At 67.3% G+C, this 17,719-nt stretch carries 18 protein-coding genes; 11 read left to right on the forward strand and 7 right to left on the reverse strand.

The genetic code is table 11. The features are described 5' to 3' along the window. Positions 1-43: 43 nt before the first annotated feature. The 5 genes from mdtD to D5301_RS11460 form a co-directional block, all read right to left on the reverse strand. The gene (gene mdtD, locus D5301_RS11440; protein WP_010482759.1) at positions 44-1,453 is read right to left on the reverse strand and encodes a multidrug transporter subunit MdtD; all 1,410 of its coding nucleotides are present in this window, start codon (positions 1,451-1,453) and stop codon (positions 44-46) included. 92 nt (positions 1,454-1,545) lie between these two features. Next, the gene (gene hemE / locus D5301_RS11445) at positions 1,546-2,628 is read right to left on the reverse strand and encodes a uroporphyrinogen decarboxylase (protein ID WP_012511848.1); all 1,083 of its coding nucleotides are present in this window, start codon (positions 2,626-2,628) and stop codon (positions 1,546-1,548) included. A gap of 25 nt (positions 2,629-2,653) precedes the next feature. Continuing rightward, positions 2,654-2,893 (reverse strand): WGR domain-containing protein, encoded by a 240-nt coding sequence (locus D5301_RS11450; protein WP_032127800.1) that lies wholly within the window; start codon positions 2,891-2,893, stop codon positions 2,654-2,656. 102 nt (positions 2,894-2,995) lie between these two features. Next, positions 2,996-4,108, reverse strand: a complete 1,113-nt coding sequence (gene aroB / locus D5301_RS11455; protein WP_153855747.1) for a 3-dehydroquinate synthase — start codon at positions 4,106-4,108, stop codon at positions 2,996-2,998. Continuing rightward, positions 4,105-4,647, reverse strand: coding sequence for a shikimate kinase (locus D5301_RS11460; protein WP_110713190.1), 543 nt, complete (start codon positions 4,645-4,647; stop codon positions 4,105-4,107). The genes aroB and D5301_RS11460 overlap by 4 nt, the downstream gene beginning before the upstream one ends. Before the next feature lie 98 nt (positions 4,648-4,745). Here D5301_RS11460 and D5301_RS11465 point away from each other — a divergent pair, with 98 nt between their 5' ends. Continuing rightward, on the forward strand, positions 4,746-4,949 hold the full coding sequence (locus D5301_RS11465) for a dodecin family protein (RefSeq protein ID WP_005410663.1): 204 nt from the start codon (positions 4,746-4,748) through the stop codon (positions 4,947-4,949). A 6-nt stretch (positions 4,950-4,955) separates the two neighbouring features. Here D5301_RS11465 and D5301_RS11470 read toward each other — a convergent pair whose 3' ends face one another. After that, complete coding sequence (locus D5301_RS11470) at positions 4,956-5,783, reverse strand: kinase (protein ID WP_110713189.1); 828 nt, start codon at positions 5,781-5,783, stop codon at positions 4,956-4,958. 40 nt (positions 5,784-5,823) lie between these two features. Here D5301_RS11470 and pdxH point away from each other — a divergent pair, with 40 nt between their 5' ends. From pdxH to D5301_RS11485, 3 genes are all read left to right on the forward strand, one after another. After that, entirely contained in the window at positions 5,824-6,423 is a 600-nt protein-coding gene (pdxH, locus tag D5301_RS11475) for a pyridoxamine 5'-phosphate oxidase (protein ID WP_110713187.1), read from the forward strand. Further along, complete coding sequence (aacA, locus tag D5301_RS11480) at positions 6,420-6,887, forward strand: aminoglycoside 6'-N-acetyltransferase (RefSeq protein WP_110713186.1); 468 nt, start codon at positions 6,420-6,422, stop codon at positions 6,885-6,887. The genes pdxH and aacA overlap by 4 nt, the downstream gene beginning before the upstream one ends. A 192-nt stretch (positions 6,888-7,079) precedes the next feature. After that, positions 7,080-7,541 (forward strand): DoxX family protein, encoded by a 462-nt coding sequence (locus D5301_RS11485; protein WP_153855749.1) that lies wholly within the window; start codon positions 7,080-7,082, stop codon positions 7,539-7,541. A 136-nt stretch (positions 7,542-7,677) separates the two neighbouring features. Here D5301_RS11485 and prpR read toward each other — a convergent pair whose 3' ends face one another. Next, positions 7,678-9,261 (reverse strand): propionate catabolism operon regulatory protein PrpR, encoded by a 1,584-nt coding sequence (gene prpR / locus D5301_RS11490; RefSeq protein ID WP_110713182.1) that lies wholly within the window; start codon positions 9,259-9,261, stop codon positions 7,678-7,680. A gap of 153 nt (positions 9,262-9,414) precedes the next feature. Here prpR and prpB point away from each other — a divergent pair, with 153 nt between their 5' ends. The 7 genes from prpB to D5301_RS11525 all read left to right on the forward strand — a co-directional run bounded on the left by prpB (position 9,415) and on the right by D5301_RS11525 (position 17,687). Further along, positions 9,415-10,308, forward strand: a complete 894-nt coding sequence (gene prpB, locus D5301_RS11495; RefSeq protein WP_075677355.1) for a methylisocitrate lyase — start codon at positions 9,415-9,417, stop codon at positions 10,306-10,308. A 36-nt stretch (positions 10,309-10,344) separates the two neighbouring features. Next, the gene (prpC, locus tag D5301_RS11500) at positions 10,345-11,502 is read left to right on the forward strand and encodes a 2-methylcitrate synthase (RefSeq protein WP_014038133.1); all 1,158 of its coding nucleotides are present in this window, start codon (positions 10,345-10,347) and stop codon (positions 11,500-11,502) included. 97 nt (positions 11,503-11,599) lie between these two features. Then, complete coding sequence (gene acnD / locus D5301_RS11505) at positions 11,600-14,218, forward strand: Fe/S-dependent 2-methylisocitrate dehydratase AcnD (protein ID WP_153855750.1); 2,619 nt, start codon at positions 11,600-11,602, stop codon at positions 14,216-14,218. Positions 14,219-14,318: 100 nt separating this feature from the next. Beyond that, positions 14,319-14,561, forward strand: a complete 243-nt coding sequence (locus D5301_RS11510) for a type II toxin-antitoxin system ParD family antitoxin (protein ID WP_110713180.1) — start codon at positions 14,319-14,321, stop codon at positions 14,559-14,561. After that, on the forward strand, positions 14,558-14,920 hold the full coding sequence (locus tag D5301_RS11515) for a type II toxin-antitoxin system RelE/ParE family toxin (RefSeq protein ID WP_164161713.1): 363 nt from the start codon (positions 14,558-14,560) through the stop codon (positions 14,918-14,920). The genes D5301_RS11510 and D5301_RS11515 overlap by 4 nt, the downstream gene beginning before the upstream one ends. Before the next feature lie 3 nt (positions 14,921-14,923). Next, complete coding sequence (gene prpF / locus D5301_RS11520) at positions 14,924-16,102, forward strand: 2-methylaconitate cis-trans isomerase PrpF (RefSeq protein WP_110713177.1); 1,179 nt, start codon at positions 14,924-14,926, stop codon at positions 16,100-16,102. Positions 16,103-16,226: 124 nt separating this feature from the next. Further along, entirely contained in the window at positions 16,227-17,687 is a 1,461-nt protein-coding gene (locus D5301_RS11525; RefSeq protein ID WP_110713175.1) for a bifunctional 2-methylcitrate dehydratase/aconitate hydratase, read from the forward strand. Positions 17,688-17,719: the final 32 nt, after the last annotated feature.

Here is a 17,719-nt window from a genome sequence, read left to right on the forward strand (position 1 = left end):
CTTCGGCCTCTGCGGGTGCAGGGTGCAACCCTGCCGAACCGCCTCACTCCGCGACGTGCTCGACCTGCCGTGGTTCGGGCTTGGTGTCCGGCAGCTGCCAGAAGATCATCGTCGAGGTCAGGGTGATCGCGCCCACGCACAGGAAGGTGGCGTGCAGCGCGGCGGTCGCGCTGTTGCTGTCCAGGTGATTGCCGAATGCGGCCAGCAGGCTGCCGGCGGCCGCGGCGCCGAAACCGGCGGCCAGCATCATCACCATCGACAGCAGGCTGTTGCCGGAACTGGCGAACTCGCGGTCCAGATCCCGCAGCGTCACGGTGTTCATCACGGTGAACTGCAGTGAATTGACCGCGCCGAAGAACGCCAGCTGCAGCAGGCGCCAGGCCAGATGCTGGCCGGGTGTCATCAGGATGAAGCTGGCCATCGCCAGGCCCACCAGCACGGTGTTGACCATCAGCACGCGGCGGTAGCCGTAGCGCTCGACCAGCTTCACCGCCAGCTTCTTCGACACCATGCCGGCCGCCGCCACCGGCACCATCATCAGGCCGGCATTCATCGGGCCCAGGCCGAGGCCGACCTGCAGCAGCAGCGGGATCAGCATCGGCATGGCGCTGCTGCCGATGCGCGAGAACAGGTTGCCGAGGATGCCGATGCGGTAGCTGGGCACGCGGAACAGGGCCAGCGAGAACAAGGGTGCGGTGGAGTTGGCGGCATGCAGCCAGTAACCGACCAGCGCGGCCAGGCCAGCCACGGTCATCAGCATCACCAGCGCATGTGGCGTTCCGAGCCCGGAGATGCCGTCCAGTGCCAACGACAGCACCACCATCGCGAAGGCCAGCATGATGTAGCCGCGCAGGTCGAAACGGGTGCGATGGCTGGCGTAGTGGTCGGGCATGATCTTCATCGCAGCGATGAAACCGATCACGCCGATTGGCAGGTTGATCAGGAACACCCAGTGCCACGACGCGATCTCGACCAGCCAGCCGCCCAGTGTCGGGCCGATCAACGGGCCGACCAGGGCCGGGATGGCGATGAAGCTCATCGCGCGCAGGAAATCCTCACGCGGTACCGAACGCATCACCGCCAGGCGACCGACCGGCAGCAGCATCGCACCGCCGATGCCCTGCAGCACGCGCGCACCGACCAGCTGGTGCAGGTGCTGGGCCAGCGCGCAGGCCAGCGAGCCGAGGGTGAACAGGATGATCGCCACCAGGAAGGTACGGCGGGTGCCGTAGCGGTCGGCGATCCAGCCGGAGGCGGGAATGAAGGTGGCCACTGCCAGCGCGTAGCTGAACACCACCGACTGCATCTGCAGCGGGCTCTCGCCCAGGCTGGCCGCCATCGCCGGCAAGGCCGTGTTGACGATGGTCGAGTCCAGCATCTGCATGAAGATCGCCAACGAAACCAGCCACAGCAGGGGGCGCTGGCGGTTGTAGGTCGATGGCGATGTGGACATGGGGTGCGGCCGGTGCAGCGTGGGGGACGCCATGATCGCGCACTGCGGGTCACGGCGCGATCAACATCGCGCCGCAACCGCATGGGCATTGTTCAGCGCTGGCTGTGCGCGTGCACCGCGTCGACCAGCACCTGCACGTGCGCCGGGTCCATGTCCGGCGACATGCCGTGGCCGAGGTTGAACACATGGCCCTCGCGCGAACCACCGTTGCCGGCGGCATAGGTGTCGAGCACGCGTGCTGCAGCGGCGGCGATCGCATCCGGCGAGGCGTACAACGTGGTCGGGTCGAGGTTGCCCTGCAGGGCGACGCGGCCACCGGTGCGGCGCATCGCCTCGTCCAGGTCCAGCGTCCAGTCCAGGCCCAGCGCATCGGCACCGGTCTGCGACAGCGCTTCCAGGTGCAGGCCGGTGCCCTTGCCGAACAGGATCAGCGGCGTGCGCTCGTTGCCTTCGCCGCGCTCCAGGCCCTCGGCGATGCGCTGCAGGTAGCGCAGCGAGAACTCGCGGTACATCGACGGCGACAGCACGCCGCCCCAGGTATCGAACACCTGCAGGGCCTGTGCGCCGGCCGCGCGCTGCGCGCCGAGATAGGCGATCACCGCCTCGGTGGTGACCTCCAGCAGGCGGTGCAGGGCCTGCGGATGGTTCAGTGCCATCGCCTTGATCCGCGCGAAGTCCTTGCTGCCGCCGCCTTCCACCATGTAGCAGGCCAGCGTCCACGGGCTGCCGGAGAAACCGATCAGCGGCACCTGGCCGTCCAGCTCACGGCGGATCAGGCGCACCGCGTCCATCACGTAGCCCAGGTCCTGTTCCATGTCCGGCACCGCCAGCTTGGCGATGGCCGCTTCATCACGCACCGGGTGGCGGAACTTCGGGCCTTCGCCTTCGACGAAGTACAGCTCCAGCCCCATCGCATCGGGAATGGTGAGGATGTCCGAGAACAGGATGGCCGCATCCAGCGGGAAGCGGCGCAGCGGCTGCAGGGTGACCTCGCAGGCAATCTCCGGATTCTTGGCCATGGCCAGGAAGCTGCCGGCCTTGGCCCGGGTCGCGCGGTACTCCGGCAGGTAGCGGCCGGCCTGGCGCATCAGCCAGACGGGGGTGCAGTCCACCGGTTCGCGGCGCAGGGCGCGCAGCAGGCGATCGTTGCGGAGAGGGCTGGTCACGATGGGCATTCCTTGGGCGAATGAGGCAGCGGCGTCAGTCGCCGTGCGAAAGGATCTGGAAGCCGCGATGCAGTTCGGCATCGCGGGCCTTCTCGAAGGCGTGGCGGGCTTCGTCGGCCTGCAGGAACAGCTCGCGCCGCAGCTGCGAGCGGCTGCCGACGCGGCCGCTCTCGCGCAGCAGTTCCCAGCCGCCGAACAGATCCGGCTGCAGGCTCAGGCGCAGGAAGCGCGGTGCCTGCGCACCGGCGTCGGGATGTTGCAGGTAGACGTGCATGGCGCCGATTGTAGCGGGGCCAGGGTGACCCCGGCCGCAACGCGGTCGTACCGGCCGTTGGCCGGCAACGTCATGAGCGGGGAAGCCGGCCAGCGGCCGGCGCTACCGGGCCGACAGCACCTTCAGCACCGCCGCTTCATCCACGTCCGGCACCACTTCGGCGCGGCCCATGCCGCGCCACAGCACCAGGCGCAGGCGGCCGGCCACGTTCTTCTTGTCCAGCCGCATGCGGCCGAGCAAGGCCTGCGGGTCCAGTCCTGCGGGGATCGTCACCGGCAGACCCAGACGCTCCAGCAGTGCCTGCAGGCGCACGCGGTCGGCATCGTCGGCCAGGCCGAGGTCGGTGGACAGCTTTGCCGCCAGGACCATGCCCACCGCCACCGCCTCGCCATGGTTCAGCGCATCACGGCCCGGGGCGGAATAGCCCTGTTCGGTCTCGATGGCGTGGCCGAAGGTGTGTCCCAGGTTGAGCAGGGCACGCTCCCCCTTCTCGAACGGATCGCGTTCGACGATGGCGGCTTTGTGCCGGCAGCTGCGTGCAATTGCCTCGGCCAGCACCGCATCCTCGCCGGCCAGCAGCGCATCGGCGTGCTGCTGCAGCCATTCGAAGAACACCGCATCGCCCAGCGCGCCGTACTTCACCACTTCGGCCAGGCCGGCGCGCAGCTCGCGCGGCGGCAGGGTGGTCAGTACGCGGGTATCGGCGATCACCGCGCGCGGCGGATGGAACGCGCCGACCAGGTTCTTGCCGGCCGGAATGTCGACCGCGGTCTTGCCGCCCACCGATGAATCAACCATCGCCAACAGGGTGGTCGGCAGTTGCACGCAGTCCACGCCGCGCATCCAGCAGGCGGCGGCGAAACCGGCGAGGTCACCGACCACGCCGCCGCCGAGGGCGAACACGCAGGCGTCGCGGGTGGCGCCGAGCGCGGCCAGCGCTTCGATCGCGCGGCCGAATTCGGCCAGGGTCTTGGAGGCTTCGCCGGCGGCCAGCACGTGCTCGCCGACGATCAGGTCGGGGCGTGCGGCCAACAGTGTCTGCTTCACGGCGGCCAGGTAGCGCGGAGCCACTTCGCTGTCGCTGAGCAGCAGCACGTGGCGGCCGCGGACATGCGAGGCCAGCGCAGCGCCGTCGGCCTGGGCACCGGCGCCGATGGTGATGGAGTAAGGGCGGTCGCCGCCAACGGCGACCTGCAGCAGGGCGGGGGGAGTCATGCGGTCAGGTCCTGGCGCTGCCATTGCGTGGCCAGCTTGACCACCAGGTGGGCGGTCGCGTCGGCAGCGGTATACGGGTCGGTATCGAGGGTGAGGTCGGCCAGTTCGCGGTACAGCGGGTCGCGGTGAGCAGCCAGATCGTGCAGCACCTGCTCGCGGTCCGGGCGTTGCAGCAGCGGCCGGCCCTTGTCGCGGGCCAGGCGTTCCAGCTGCGCGGCCACGCTGACCCGCAGGTAGACCACGAAGCCACGCCGGGCGATCAGTGCACGGTTGCCGGGATCCAGCACCGCGCCGCCACCGGTGGAGACCAGCTGGTTACGGCCTTCCAGCACGCGCGCAAGCGCCTCGCGTTCATGGCTGCGGAAGCCGGCTTCGCCGGAGTGCTCGAAGAGGGTCGGAATGCTGGCGCCGGCGGCATCGACGATGGCCTGGTCGACATCGACGAAGTCCAGCGTGAAGCGCTCGGCCAGGCGGCGGCCGATGCAGGTTTTGCCGGCGCCCATCGGGCCGATCAGGATCAGGTTCGGAGCAGGATTCATGCCCTCTGATGCTAACACCTCCGTGCCCCGGCCTTTACGTTCTTCACGTCAGGGTAGGCGTTCCTGCGGGGTCTCCCGCGCCAGCCGGAGTACAGGCCATGACGGTCGCCAAGGTCATCGAAATCACCGCCTCCTCGCCGAAGAGCGTGGAAGACGCCGTGCGCAGCGGGCTGAAGAAGGTCTCCGAGACGGTCAAGGGCATCCAGGGCGCCTGGGTGAACGAGACCAAGGTGGTCACCAATGGCAGCGGCGAGATCACCGAATGGCGGGTCAACCTGCGGGTGACGTTCCTGGTGGAATAGGCGCGCTCAGCGCACGTCCTGTACCTGGCGCTGGCCGTCCAGCACCACCACGTGGTCGGCCAAGGCGGGCAGGGCGTGCAGTGCCTGCCGGCTGACCCGCTCGTAGTACTGCACGAAGCGCTCCAGCTGTGGCCGGCTCATGCCGTGCCGGCCCGGCTGCGCGGCCTGCAGGTTCTGTTCCTGCTGCCAGCGCCAGCGCGGTACCACCGAAAAATCCGGTGGCTGCAGGAACCACAGGCGGTCGCAGCGCTGCCACAGCGCCGGGTAGTCTCGGGCCAGCGCCTGGTTGCACCAGCGACGCCATCGGCCATCGGCGTCGGCCTCGCGTTCCAGCGCGTTCAGCGGGCTGTCCAGCGCGTCGTCGTCCTGCGCGGGCGTGCCCAGGAACCAGCCTTCGAATACCAGCAGGTCCAGCGTTTGTTGCAGCTGCGGCCATTGCGCTTCGGGCAGGCGTTCGTCGGCCAGCTTGTCGAAGCGCGGCATGGCGAAGGGCTGGCGTGCGGCCACCGCGTCCAGCACGGCATGGGCCAGCGGCAGGTCGTGGGTGCCGGGCGGGCCGCGAGTGATCAGCAGCGGATGCACCTGGCGGGCCAGTCGCTGGCGCTGTGCACGGGTGAGGTAGACGTCATCGATCGACAGCGTGGCCGCGTTCAGGCCGCGTGCCTGGGCGCGCGCCACCACCTGCGCGGCCAGCGTCGATTTGCCGCTCCCCTGCAGGCCGCTGATCGCCAATACTGGAACCGCTGCACCGCTGCCCAGCGCATCATCCAGCGCCTGTTCGGCCAATGTTTCGGGGAATCCTTTCACCTGGGGCATATACGCAGCAGCGGCCATGCAGCCACAATAGCCCAATCCGTGTGAGAAGAACGCAATCATGAGCGACCTGTACGCCGAAGCCCTGTCCACGTTTGCCGGCCTGTTCGAGGAGGCCAAACAGAGCCGCGAGGTCGAGCCGAACGCGATGACCGTGGCTACCGCCGATACGCAGGGCCGTCCCTCGGCGCGCACCGTGCTGCTGAAGGCCTTCGACGAGCGTGGCTTCGTCTTCTACACCCACCTGGACAGCCACAAGGGCCAGGAGCTGCAGGCCAATCCGCAGGCCGCGCTGCTGTTCCTGTGGCGCAGCCTGCGCGAGGCCGGCATCCAGGTGCGCATCGAAGGCCGTGTCGAGCAGGTTGCCGACGCCGAGGCCGATGCCTATTTCGCCAGCCGCCCGCGCATGAGCCAGATCGGCGCCTGGGCCTCGCAGCAGTCGAAGACGTTGGCGACGCGCGAGGAATTCGACGCGCGCGTGGCCGAGATCGAAACCCGCTTCGAGGGCAAGGACGTGCCGCGCCCGGACGGCTGGAGCGGCCTGCGCGTGGTGCCTGACCGCATCGAGTTCTGGTACGGCGCGCAGTTCCGCCTGCACGAACGCTGGTGCTATGAAGCCGGTGCCGAAGGGCGCTGGAGCAAGCGCCTGCTGTACCCGTGATCGACAGCGCGCCCACGATCCGCCAGGCCACGCCGGCCGATGCGGCCGCGTGGGCGCAGTTGCGGCTGGGCCTGTGGCCCGATGCCGATGATCCGCTGGAGGAACTGGCGGAGTCGCTGGCCGATGCCGAAGGCGCGGTATTCCTCGCTTGTCTGGCCGGTGGCGAAGCGGTGGGCTTTGCCGAAGTACGCCTGCGTCATGACTACGTGAATGGCACCGAGTCTTCGCCAGTCGGCTTCCTGGAAGGCTGGTACGTGCAGCCGCCGTGGCAGGGCCACGCCGTGGGCCGCGCTCTGCTGGCGGCAGTGCAGGCGTGGACGCGCGCAGCCGGCTGCAGCGAGCTGGCCTCTGACAGTCGCATGGAAGACGTACAGGCGCACGCCGCGCATCGCGCGTGTGGCTTCGAGGAAACCGAGCGCGTCGTGTATTTCCGCATGGCGTTGGATGCCGAGCTGCCCCGGTAGCCGCCAACCTTGGTTGGCGATGCTCCCGTAGTGTCGAGCCATGCTCGACTGCTGTTGCTCCGGTACGAAAAGCAGTCGAGCATGGATCGACGCTACAGGAGCAGATTGTCGCGAACCGACGGGTTCGCTTCATCTGCGAGCAGGCCAGTGACCTGCACACTCGGCTGGATGCCCTCGACTTCCGGAATTGCCATGCCCTCCTGGCGTTGCCTGTTTGCCGTGCCTCCACCGCGCCGCGGCGTGGAAGCCTTCCTGCTGCTGCTTGCCCGCATCGTCGCCGGGGTGATGTTCTGCGTGTCCGGCTGGAACAAGGTGTTCGCCGACGCGGGGCGCGAGCGCATGGTGCATACGCTGGTTGATGCGGGCATTCCGTTCCCGGTGTTCAGTGCGCCGGTACTCGGCGCGATTGAATGGATCGCCGGCGGCCTGCTGGTGCTGGGTCTGTTGAGTCGCCCCTCGGCCCTGCTGCTGGCGGGTATCTGTGCGGTGGCCGCAATGACCGATGGCATCGCGCGCATTCCTGCGGGATTGAGCCTGCCCGATTGGCTGAGCTGGTTCTTCTACCTGAGCGAAGTGCCGCTGGGGGTGTTGCTGCTTTGGATTGCGGCGGTGGGGAGTGGACGGTTCGCCATCGAGGCGCGCTGGGTACGGTGAGTGCTCATCGTCCGCGCGCAGCCGGAGTGCGCCTGTAGCATTTGGTGTGTTCCGGTAGATCCACGCCATGCGTGGATGAGATGCTTGACGGAAGAGCGGTGCGAACCAAGGTTCGCACCCACCAGGCAACGAGTGGTTACAATCCCTCCGCGCGCAGCCAGCGCCATAGCGTGGTGCGTGACACGCCCAGCGACTGCGCCATGCCCTCGCGATCATTGCGATGTTCCTGCAACAGCGTTTCCAACTGCGCACGCGGCGGGCGCTTGCCGTTGCTTTCCAGTGGTAGCGCAGCGGCGCCCTCATTCACCAGTTCGGGTGCCAGCTGCAGCAGTCGCGCAGCATCAATCAGCCCTTCACCGGGCTGCCAGTGGATGCGCAGCCGATCCACCAGATTACGCAGCTCACGCACGTTGCCTGGCCAACTGGCGGCGGTCAGCACCGCCAGCGCATCCTCATCCAGTGGCGCATCGATGCCACGCAGCAGGCGGAAGAAGTGCTGCGCCAACAGTGGGATGTCACTGCGTCGCGCACGCAGCGAGGGCAGGGCGATGCGCAGCGCGGCCAGACGGTAATACAGGTCGCGGCGGAAGCTGCCGGCCGCCGCGCGCTGCTCCAGCGACTGCAGGGTGGCGGCGACCACGCGCAGGTCCACCGGTGTCGGTTCGGTGGCGCCCACGCGCAGTACTTCACGTTCTTCCAGAACCCGCAGCAGGCGGGTCTGCAGCGGCAGCGGCAGTTCGCCGATTTCGTCCAGGAACAGGGTGCCGCCATCTGCCGCCTCGACCAGGCCGACACGGCCGCCACGGCGTGCGCCGGTGAAGGCGCCATCGCTGTAGCCGAACAGCTCCGCCTCCAGCAGCGATTCGCTGATCGCGCCGCAGTTCAACGCGACGAAGCGGCCTCGACGGCCGCTGGCCGCGTGCAGCTGGCGCGCAACCAGTTCCTTGCCGGTGCCGGTTTCGCCGTTGACCAGTACGGTGCTGTCATGTGGGGCGTAGAGCGCGATCTGCGCGCGCACCTGCGCCATCGCCTCGCTGTCGCCGAGCAGTTCATGCGCGTCGGCGCGCGCTGCCGGGCGTCGGCGTGGGGTAGGCCGATTGCCGCTGGAGCGGGCCAGGGTCTGGGTCAGTTCCAGCGCATGCTCGAAGGCCTGCCGCACCGAGTCGGCCGAATACAGCAGCACCCCGGGCAGGCCGGCCTGTTCGGCGTGGTCGATGGCCATGCCGGTGCCGACGATCACTTCGATGCCGTTGGCGCGCAGGTCGGCGATGCAGTCGCGCGCGTCCTCGCGGGTGACGAAGCGCCGATGCTCGATATCCAGGCCGAAACTCTGCTGGAAGTTGCTGAACACCGGCACGTCGCTGGCGTGGGTGACCAGGCCGATGCGGCCGGCGATGCGTCGCGCTCGCGCCAGCGCCTCCATCAGGTCGAAGCCGTTGGCCTGGATCGGCACCAGCGGCAGATCCAGCCGGCCACGCAGCCAGGCGGCGTTGGAGCCGCCAGCAATCACCACATCGCAGTGCTCGCGGCGCAGGCGTTGCCCGATCACCTCCACCGCTTCCTCGAAGCCGAGGTTGATCTGTTCGATGCGCGCGCGGCGGTCGAACTCGGGAATGACGTCGCCGAGCAGGCCGGTCAGTCGCGAGACGCTGACCGTCCAGATCACCGGTCGGCCGGGGTCGGCATCGGCATGGCGCAGGGGCGAGCGGGGCAGGTACATGGCGACGGGTTCAGACGGGGTGTTTCATGATACATCTGTTTCAATGTTTCATTTGTTTCGCGGCTGCGTGTCGGTCATCCCCGTGAAATCAACTGCTTGCAGCTTGGCATGGTGCTTGCGCCTACCCATCCGTTCTTCAACCTGGATTGCCGCATGACTGCTTCCGCCCCTTTCTCCGCCGGTGCCCGTTTCCGTGAGGCGCTGGCTGCCGAATCGCCGCTGCAGGTGATCGGCGCGATCAACGCCAACCACGCCCTGCTGGCCAAGCGCGCCGGCTTTCGCGCCATCTACCTGTCGGGCGGCGGCGTTGCCGCGGGCTCGCTGGGCCTGCCGGACCTGGGCATCAACACCCTGGAAGACGTGTTGGTGGACGTGCGCCGCATCACCGATGTCTGCGACCTGCCGCTGATGGTCGACATCGATACCGGTTTCGGCCCGAGCGCGTTCAACATCGCGCGCACCGTGAAGTCGCTGATCAAGGCCGGCGCAGCCGCCTGCCACATCGAGGACCAGGTCGGCGCCAAGCGCTGCGGCCACCGCCCGGGCAAGGAGATCGTCTCGCAGGGTGAAATGGTCGACCGGGTGAAGGCGGCCGCCGATGCCAAGACCGATCCGGACTTCTTCCTGATCGCGCGCACCGACGCCATCCAGGTGGACGGCGTGGACAAGGCCATCGAGCGCGCCATCGCCTGTGTCGAGGCCGGTGCCGATGGCATCTTTGCCGAGGCCGCCTACGACCTGGAGACCTACCGCCGCTTCGTCGACGCGGTGAAGGTGCCGGTGCTGGCCAACATCACCGAATTCGGTGCCACCCCGCTGTTCAGCCGTGATGAACTGGCCTCGGCCGGCGTCGCCATCCAGCTGTTCCCGCTGTCGGCGTTCCGTGCCGCCAACAAGGCCGCCGAGAACGTCTACCAGGCGGTGCGCCGTGATGGCCACCAGCGCAATGTGGTCGAGACCATGCAGACCCGCGAAGAACTCTACGACCGCATCGGCTACCACGCGTTCGAGCAGCAGCTCGATGCACTGTTCGCCGCCAAGAAATAAGCAGTACCCTGCACCATCAAGTTTTCGGAGGGAAACATGAACGATACGACCGCAACCCCGACCTTCAAGCCGAAGAAGTCCGTCGCCCTGTCCGGCACCGCCGCCGGCAACACCGCGCTGTGCAGCGTGGGCCGCAGTGGCAACGATCTGCACTACCGTGGCTACGACATCCTGGACCTGGCCAACACCAGCGAGTTCGAGGAAATCGCCTATCTGCTGGTGCACGGCAAGCTGCCGACCCGCGCCGAGCTGGTTTCGTACAAGGCCAAGCTGAAGTCGCTGCGTGGCATCCCGGCCGCGGTGAAGGCGGCGCTGGAAGAACTGCCGCCGTCGGCGCACCCGATGGACGTGATGCGCACCGGCGTGTCCGTGCTCGGCTGCGTGGCGCCGGAGAAGGACGACCACAACCATCCGGGCGCGCGCGACATCGCCGACAAGCTGATGGCCTGCCTTGGTTCGATGCTGCTGTACTGGTACCACTGGAGCCACAACGGCCGCGCCATCGACGTGGAAACCGACGACGACTCGATCGGTGGCCACTTCCTGCACCTGCTGCACGGCGAGAAGCCGCAGGAATCGTGGGTGAAGGCGATGCACACCTCGCTGATCCTGTACGCCGAGCACGAGTTCAACGCCTCGACCTTCACCTGCCGCGTCATCGCCGGTACCGGCAGCGACATGTACAGCGCGATCTGCGGTGGCATCGGCGCGCTGCGCGGCCCGAAGCACGGCGGCGCCAACGAAGTGGCGTTCGAAGTGCAGAAGCGCTACGACAACCCGGATGAGGCCGAGGAAGACATCAAGGCCCGCGTCGAGCGCAAGGAAGTGGTGATCGGTTTCGGCCACCCGGTCTACACCGTCTCCGATCCGCGCAACAAGGTGATCAAGGACGTGGCCCGCGAGCTGTCCGAAGAACAGTCCAGCATGAAGATGTACGACATCGCCGAGCGCCTGGAATCGGTGATGTGGGACATCAAGAAGATGTTCCCGAACCTGGACTGGTTCAGTGCCGTCAGCTACCACATGATGGGCGTGCCGACCGCGATGTTCACCCCGCTGTTCGTGATCGCCCGCACCGCCGGCTGGAGCGCGCACATCGTCGAGCAGCGCATCGACGGCAAGATCATCCGCCCGAGCGCCAACTACATCGGTCCGGAAGACCGCGACTTCGTCGCCATCGACAAGCGCGTCTGATCCCCCTGCTGTACCCATCCGGCCGGCCCCGTGCCGGCCGGATGCTTTCGCCGCCGCACCGCCGGCACCCGGCCCGCCTCAAGCACTCCGCCAGCCCATGAATACCGATTACCGCAAGAACCTCCCCGGCAGCACGCTGGATTATTTCGACGCGCGCGCCGCTGTCGATGCAATCCAGCCCGGCGCCTATGCCACCCTGCCATACACCTCGCGCGTGCTGGCCGAGAACCTGGTGCGCCGCTGCGATCCGGCTACGCTTGGCGATTCGCTGAAGCAGCTGATCGAGCGCCGCCGCGACCTCGACTTCCCGTGGTTCCCGGCACGCGTGGTCTGCCACGACATCCTCGGCCAGACCGCACTGGTCGACCTGGCCGGCCTGCGTGATGCGATCGCCGACAAGGGCGGTGACCCGGCCAAGGTCAATCCGGTGGTGCCGGTGCAGCTGATCGTCGATCACTCGCTGGCGGTGGAGTGCGGTGGTTTCGATCCGCAGGCGTTCGAGAAGAACCGCGCCATCGAAGATCGCCGCAACGAAGACCGTTTCCACTTCATCGACTGGACCAAGCTGGCGTTCGAGAACGTGGACGTGATTCCGCCGGGCAACGGCATCATGCACCAGATCAACCTGGAGAAGATGTCGCCGGTGGTCTACGTGCAGGACGGCGTGGCCTTCCCGGATACCTGCGTGGGCACCGACAGCCATACCCCGCACGTGGACGCGCTGGGCGTGATCGCGATTGGTGTTGGCGGCCTGGAAGCCGAGAACGTGATGCTGGGCCGCGCCTCATGGATGCGCCTGCCGGACATCATCGGTGTCGAGCTGACCGGCAGGCCGCAGCCGGGCATCACCGCCACCGATGTGGTGCTGGCCCTGACCGAGTTCCTGCGCAAGGAACGCGTGGTGGGTGCGTATCTTGAATTCTTCGGCGAGGGTGCCGCGGCACTGACCATCGGTGACCGCGCCACCATTTCCAACATGTGCCCGGAGTACGGCGCGACTGCCGCGATGTTCTACATCGACGGGCAGACCATCGATTACCTGCGCCTGACCGGCCGCGAGGAATCGCAGGTGGCGTTGGTCGAAAACTACGCACGCACCACCGGCCTGTGGGCCGATGACCTGGCCACCGCGCAGTACGAGCGTGTGCTGCGCTTCGACCTGTCCAGCGTGGTGCGCAACATGGCCGGTCCGTCGAACCCGCACAAGCGCGTGGCCACCGCCGAACTGGCCGAGCGCGGCATTGCCGACGCAGCCAAGCTGGAAGCGGGCAAGGCCGAACAGTCGCAGGGGCTGATGCCCGATGGCGCGGTGATCATCGCCGCCATCACCAGCTGCACCAACACCTCCAATCCGCGCAACGTGATCGCCGCCGCGCTGCTGGCGCGCAAGGCCAACGAACGTGGCCTGCTGCGCAAGCCGTGGGTGAAGTCCTCGCTGGCGCCGGGCTCCAAGGCGGTGCAGCTGTACCTGGAAGAATCCGGCCTGCTGCCGGACCTGGAGAAGCTGGGCTTCGGCATCGTCGCCTTCGCCTGCACCACCTGCAACGGCATGAGCGGTGCGCTGGACCCGAAGATCCAGCAGGAAATCATCGACCGCGACCTGTATTCCACCGCCGTGCTGTCGGGCAACCGCAACTTCGACGGCCGCATCCACCCGTACGCGAAGCAGGCCTTCCTGGCCTCGCCGCCGCTGGTGATCGCCTATGCCATCGCTGGCACCGTGCGCTTCGATATCGAGAAGGACGTGCTGGGCGTGGACACCGACGGCAACGAGGTGCGCCTGAAGGACATCTGGCCGAGCGACGCCGAGATCGACGCGGTGGTGAAGGCCGCGGTGAAGCCGGAGCAGTTCCGCCGTGTCTACAACCCGATGTTCAACGTGCGCGTGGAGCACGGTGCGGCGGTCAGCCCGCTGTACGACTGGCGCCCGCAGAGCACCTACATCCGCCGGCCGCCATACTGGGAGGGTGCACTGGCGGGTGAGCGCACGCTGTCTGGCATGCGCGCGCTGGCGGTGCTGCCGGACAACATCACCACCGACCATCTGTCGCCGTCCAACGCGATCCTGGCGTCCAGTGCCGCCGGTGAATACCTGGCGAAGATGGGCCTGCCGGAAGAGGACTTCAATTCGTACGCCACCCACCGCGGCGACCACCTGACCGCGCAGCGCGCCACGTTCGCCAATCCGAAGCTGTTCAACGAGATGGTGCGCAACGACGACGGCAGCGTGAAGCAGGGTTCGCTGGCGCGCGTGGAGCCGGAAGGCAAGGTCATGCGCATGTGGGAAGCGATCGAAACCTACATGGACCGCAAACAGCCGCTGATCATCATCGCCGGTGCCGACTACGGCCAGGGCAGCTCGCGTGACTGGGCCGCCAAGGGCGTGCGCCTGGCTGGCGTGGAGGCGATCGTGGCCGAAGGCTTCGAGCGCATCCACCGCACCAACCTGATCGGCATGGGCGTGCTGCCGCTGGAGTTCAAGCCGGGCACCACCCGCCTGACCCTGGGCATCGACGGCACCGAGACCTTCGACGTGGTCGGCGAGCGCACCCCGCGCGCCGACCTGACCCTGGTCATCCACCGCCGCGACGGCCAGGACGTGATCGTGCCGGTCACCTGCCGCCTGGACAGCGACGAGGAAGTGGCGATCTACGAAGCCGGTGGCGTGCTGCAGCGCTTCGCCCAGGACTTCCTGGAAGGCGCCAAGGTGGCGTGATGCCGGGCTGAATGCCTGCCCCCGGAGGCCGGGGGCGGGCTTGTCCGACACCAGGGCAGGGCGCACACTGACTTGGCAAAAACTGCCAAAGGAGGGTTTCATGGCCACCATGAACATTTCGCTGACCGATCCGCTCAAGCAGTTCGTGGACGAAGAAGTGCGCGAAGGCGGCTACTCCAGTACGTCGGACTACGTGCGTGACCTGATCCGCCAGCGTCAGCGCAGCAAGGCTGAAGCGCTGCTCAAGCAGTTGATTGCCGAGGGGCTGGCGTCGGGACCTTCGGCGCCTCTGCCGCCGGATCACTTCGACAAGCTGCGTGAGCGTGCACGGAACCGCAAGTGAAGCCCTCGCACTGGTCCCCCGCAGCGGTTCGAGATCTTGACCAGGCAGCAGGCTGGTATGCAGATCAAGGCGGAGAAGTGCTGGAAATCGGCTTCATCGATGCGGTGGAATCCGTTGTAAAGCTGATCGAGGCGCACCCGGGTGCTGGTTCCGCACTGCATGCGGATTTGTTGCCCTGCCTCGCCGCCCCGTTGCGCTTTCATCCGGTTCGTCGCTTCAACGGCTACCTGGTCTACTACGTGGAGCTACCTGGGCACGTTTCCATCGTGCGCATCTGGAATGCTTCGCGGGGCATGGAAGCACTGTTCGAAGACGAGGAGCTCAACCCCGATATTGGTTCGTCGCATCCAGGATACTGATCCATGACCTTCCTCCCGCAACTCCGTATTCCCGCCACCTACATGCGCGGCGGCACCAGCAAGGGCGTGTTCTTCCGCCTGCAGGACCTGCCCGAGGCCGCGCAGGTGCCTGGCGCCGCACGCGATGCGCTGCTGATGCGCGTGATCGGTTCGCCCGATCCGTATGGCAAGCAGACCGACGGCATGGGCGGCGCCACCTCCAGCACCAGCAAGTGCGTGATCATCTCCACCGCCTCGGTGCCTGACCACGACGTGGACTACCTGTACGGCCAGGTGTCGATCGACACCGCCTTCGTCGACTGGAGCGGCAACTGCGGCAACCTCAGCACTGCGGTGGGTCCGTTCGCGATTGCCAATGGTCTGATCGATCCGGCCCGCGTGCCGCGTGACGGCCTGTGCACCGTGCGCATCTGGCAGGCCAACATCGGCAAGACCATCATCGCGCACGTGCCGATGCGCGATGGCGAAGTACAGGAGATCGGCGATTTCGAGCTGGATGGCGTGACCTTCCCGGCCGCCGAGATCCAGCTGGAATTCATCGATCCGTCCGATGACGGCGATGCGGGCGCGATGTTCCCGACCGGCAATCTGGTCGATACCCTGGAAGTGCCCGGCGTGGGTAGCTTCGAGGTGACGATGATCACCGCCGGCATCCCGACCATCTTCCTCAACGCCGCCGACCTGGGCTACACCGGCACCGAGCTGCAGCCGGCGATCAACGAGGACAAGGCCGCACTGCAGAAATTCGAGACCATCCGCGCACATGGCGCGCTGCGCATGGGTCTGATCAAAAACCTGGAAGATGCGGCGACCCGCCAGCACACGCCGAAGGTGGCCTTCGTGGCGCCGGCGCAGGACTATGTGTCGTCCAGCGGCAAGGCCATTGCGGCCTCGGCCATCGACCTGCACGCACGTGCGCTGTCGATGGGCAAGCTGCACCACGCGATGATGGGCACGGCCGCCGTGGCGATCGGTACTGCGGCGGCGATTCCGGGCACCCTGGTCAACCGTGCCGCCGGTGGTGGCGAACGCGAAGCGGTGACCTTCGGTCATCCCTCCGGCACGCTGCGCGTGGGTGCGCAGGCCGGTCTCGTTGACGGCCAGTGGACGGTGACCAAGGCCATCATGAGCCGCAGCGCCCGCGTGCTGATGGAAGGCAAGGTGCGGGTGCCGGCCGAGTGATGCGTTGGTAAACGCCAACCAAGGTTGGCGACTACCGGGCCGCAGAGACCGATTGCTTTGGTAGATGCCAACCTTGGTTGGCATGGTGCACGGGCAACCGTGCACCGCAACGAGGAGATCGACGATGTCCGACAGCCACACCCCCTCCAACGAGCGTGCAGCGTGGGATGCGCTGTTGGTGGACATCGTCGATTACGTGCGCGACGCACGCATCGACTCACCGCTGGCGTTCCAGACCGCGCATCACTGCCTGCTCGACACGCTGGGCTGTGGCCTGGAGGCGCTGTCTTTCCCGGCCTGCAGCAAGCTGCTCGGTCCACTGGTGCCGGGCATCAGCGTGGTCAACGGTGCGCGTGTGCCGGGTACGCACTACGTGCTGGACCCGGTGCAGGCCGCCTTCAACCTCGGCGCGATGGTGCGCTGGCTGGATTTCAACGACACCTGGCTGGCGGCCGAATGGGGCCATCCGTCGGACAACCTGGGCGGCATCCTTGCCGTCTGCGATTGGCTGGGTCGCAACGCGCAGGCCCTGCGCCGCCCGCCGCCGACCGTGCACGACGTGCTGCTGGCGATGATCAAGGCGCACGAGATCCAGGGTGTACTGGCCCTGCAGAATTCCTTCAATCGGGTCGGGCTGGACCATGTGGTGCTGGTCAAGGTCGCCACCACCGCTGTGGTGGCGCAGCTGCTCGGGCTGGATCGCGAACGCATGCTCAATGCGCTGTCGCTGGCCTGGGTCGATGGCCAGGCGCTGCGAACCTACCGGCATGCGCCCAACACCGGCTCGCGCAAGAGCTGGGCGGCCGGCGACGCGACCAGCCGTGGCGTGCGCCTGGCGCTGATGGCGGCCAGCGGCGAGATGGGCTACCCCAGCGTGCTCAGCGCACCGACCTGGGGCTTCGAAGCGGTGTCCATGCATGGCCAGAGGCTGACGCTGGGGCGACCGCTGGGCAGCTATGTGATGGAGAACGTGCTGTTCAAGATCAGCTACCCGGCCGAGTTCCACGGCCAGACCGCAGTGGAGGCGGCGATCGCGCTGCACCAGCAGTTGCGCACGATGGGGCGGCGGGTCGAGGACATCGCGCACATCGCGATCCGGACCCAGGACGCCTGCATCCGCATCATCGACAAGCAGGGGCCGCTGCACAACCCGGCGGACCGCGACCACTGCGTGCAGTACATGATCGCCATCGCGCTGCTGCATGGGCGGCTGGTGGCCGAGGACTACGAGGACGACGTCGCCGCCGATCCGCGCATCGACGCATTGCGCGCAAAGATGGCCTGCCACGAGGATCCGCAGCTCAGCGCCGACTACCTGGACCCGGGCAAGCGCAGCATCGCCAACGGCCTCAGCATGCGCTTCAACGATGGCAGTGAACTGCCGGAAGTGCTGGTGGAGTACCCGCTCGGCCACGCGCGTCGCCGCGAAGAGGGTATTCCGCTGCTGATGGACAAGTTCCGCCGTCACCTGGCCCACCGTTTCCCGACCGCCCAGCAGCAGCGCATCCTGGCCGCCTCGCTGGACCCGGTGGCGCTGGCGGCGATGCCGGTGACCGACTACGTGGATCTGTACCTGCCGGGGTAGGGGGCTTCGCCGGATCTGGCGCTGCGCCTGCT

Source organism: Stenotrophomonas sp. MH181796 (genome assembly GCF_009659995.1).
GTDB classification, from domain to species: Bacteria; Pseudomonadota; Gammaproteobacteria; order Xanthomonadales; family Xanthomonadaceae; genus Stenotrophomonas; species Stenotrophomonas riyadhensis.

Coding starts and splice junctions, on each gene's coding strand:
- mdtD (WP_010482759.1), bottom strand. CDS start 1,453: ATGTCCACATCGCCATCGACCTACAACCGCCAGCGCCCCCTGCTGTGG.
- hemE (WP_012511848.1), bottom strand. CDS start 2,628: ATGCCCATCGTGACCAGCCCTCTCCGCAACGATCGCCTGCTGCGCGCC.
- D5301_RS11450 (WP_032127800.1), bottom strand. CDS start 2,893: ATGCACGTCTACCTGCAACATCCCGACGCCGGTGCGCAGGCACCGCGC.
- aroB (WP_153855747.1), bottom strand. CDS start 4,108: ATGACTCCCCCCGCCCTGCTGCAGGTCGCCGTTGGCGGCGACCGCCCT.
- D5301_RS11460 (WP_110713190.1), bottom strand. CDS start 4,647: ATGAATCCTGCTCCGAACCTGATCCTGATCGGCCCGATGGGCGCCGGC.
- D5301_RS11465 (WP_005410663.1), top strand. CDS start 4,746: ATGACGGTCGCCAAGGTCATCGAAATCACCGCCTCCTCGCCGAAGAGC.
- D5301_RS11470 (WP_110713189.1), bottom strand. CDS start 5,783: ATGGCCGCTGCTGCGTATATGCCCCAGGTGAAAGGATTCCCCGAAACA.
- pdxH (WP_110713187.1), top strand. CDS start 5,824: ATGAGCGACCTGTACGCCGAAGCCCTGTCCACGTTTGCCGGCCTGTTC.
- D5301_RS11485 (WP_153855749.1), top strand. CDS start 7,080: ATGCCCTCCTGGCGTTGCCTGTTTGCCGTGCCTCCACCGCGCCGCGGC.
- prpR (WP_110713182.1), bottom strand. CDS start 9,261: ATGTACCTGCCCCGCTCGCCCCTGCGCCATGCCGATGCCGACCCCGGC.
- prpB (WP_075677355.1), top strand. CDS start 9,415: ATGACTGCTTCCGCCCCTTTCTCCGCCGGTGCCCGTTTCCGTGAGGCG.
- prpC (WP_014038133.1), top strand. CDS start 10,345: ATGAACGATACGACCGCAACCCCGACCTTCAAGCCGAAGAAGTCCGTC.
- acnD (WP_153855750.1), top strand. CDS start 11,600: ATGAATACCGATTACCGCAAGAACCTCCCCGGCAGCACGCTGGATTAT.
- D5301_RS11510 (WP_110713180.1), top strand. CDS start 14,319: ATGGCCACCATGAACATTTCGCTGACCGATCCGCTCAAGCAGTTCGTG.
- prpF (WP_110713177.1), top strand. CDS start 14,924: ATGACCTTCCTCCCGCAACTCCGTATTCCCGCCACCTACATGCGCGGC.
- D5301_RS11525 (WP_110713175.1), top strand. CDS start 16,227: ATGTCCGACAGCCACACCCCCTCCAACGAGCGTGCAGCGTGGGATGCG.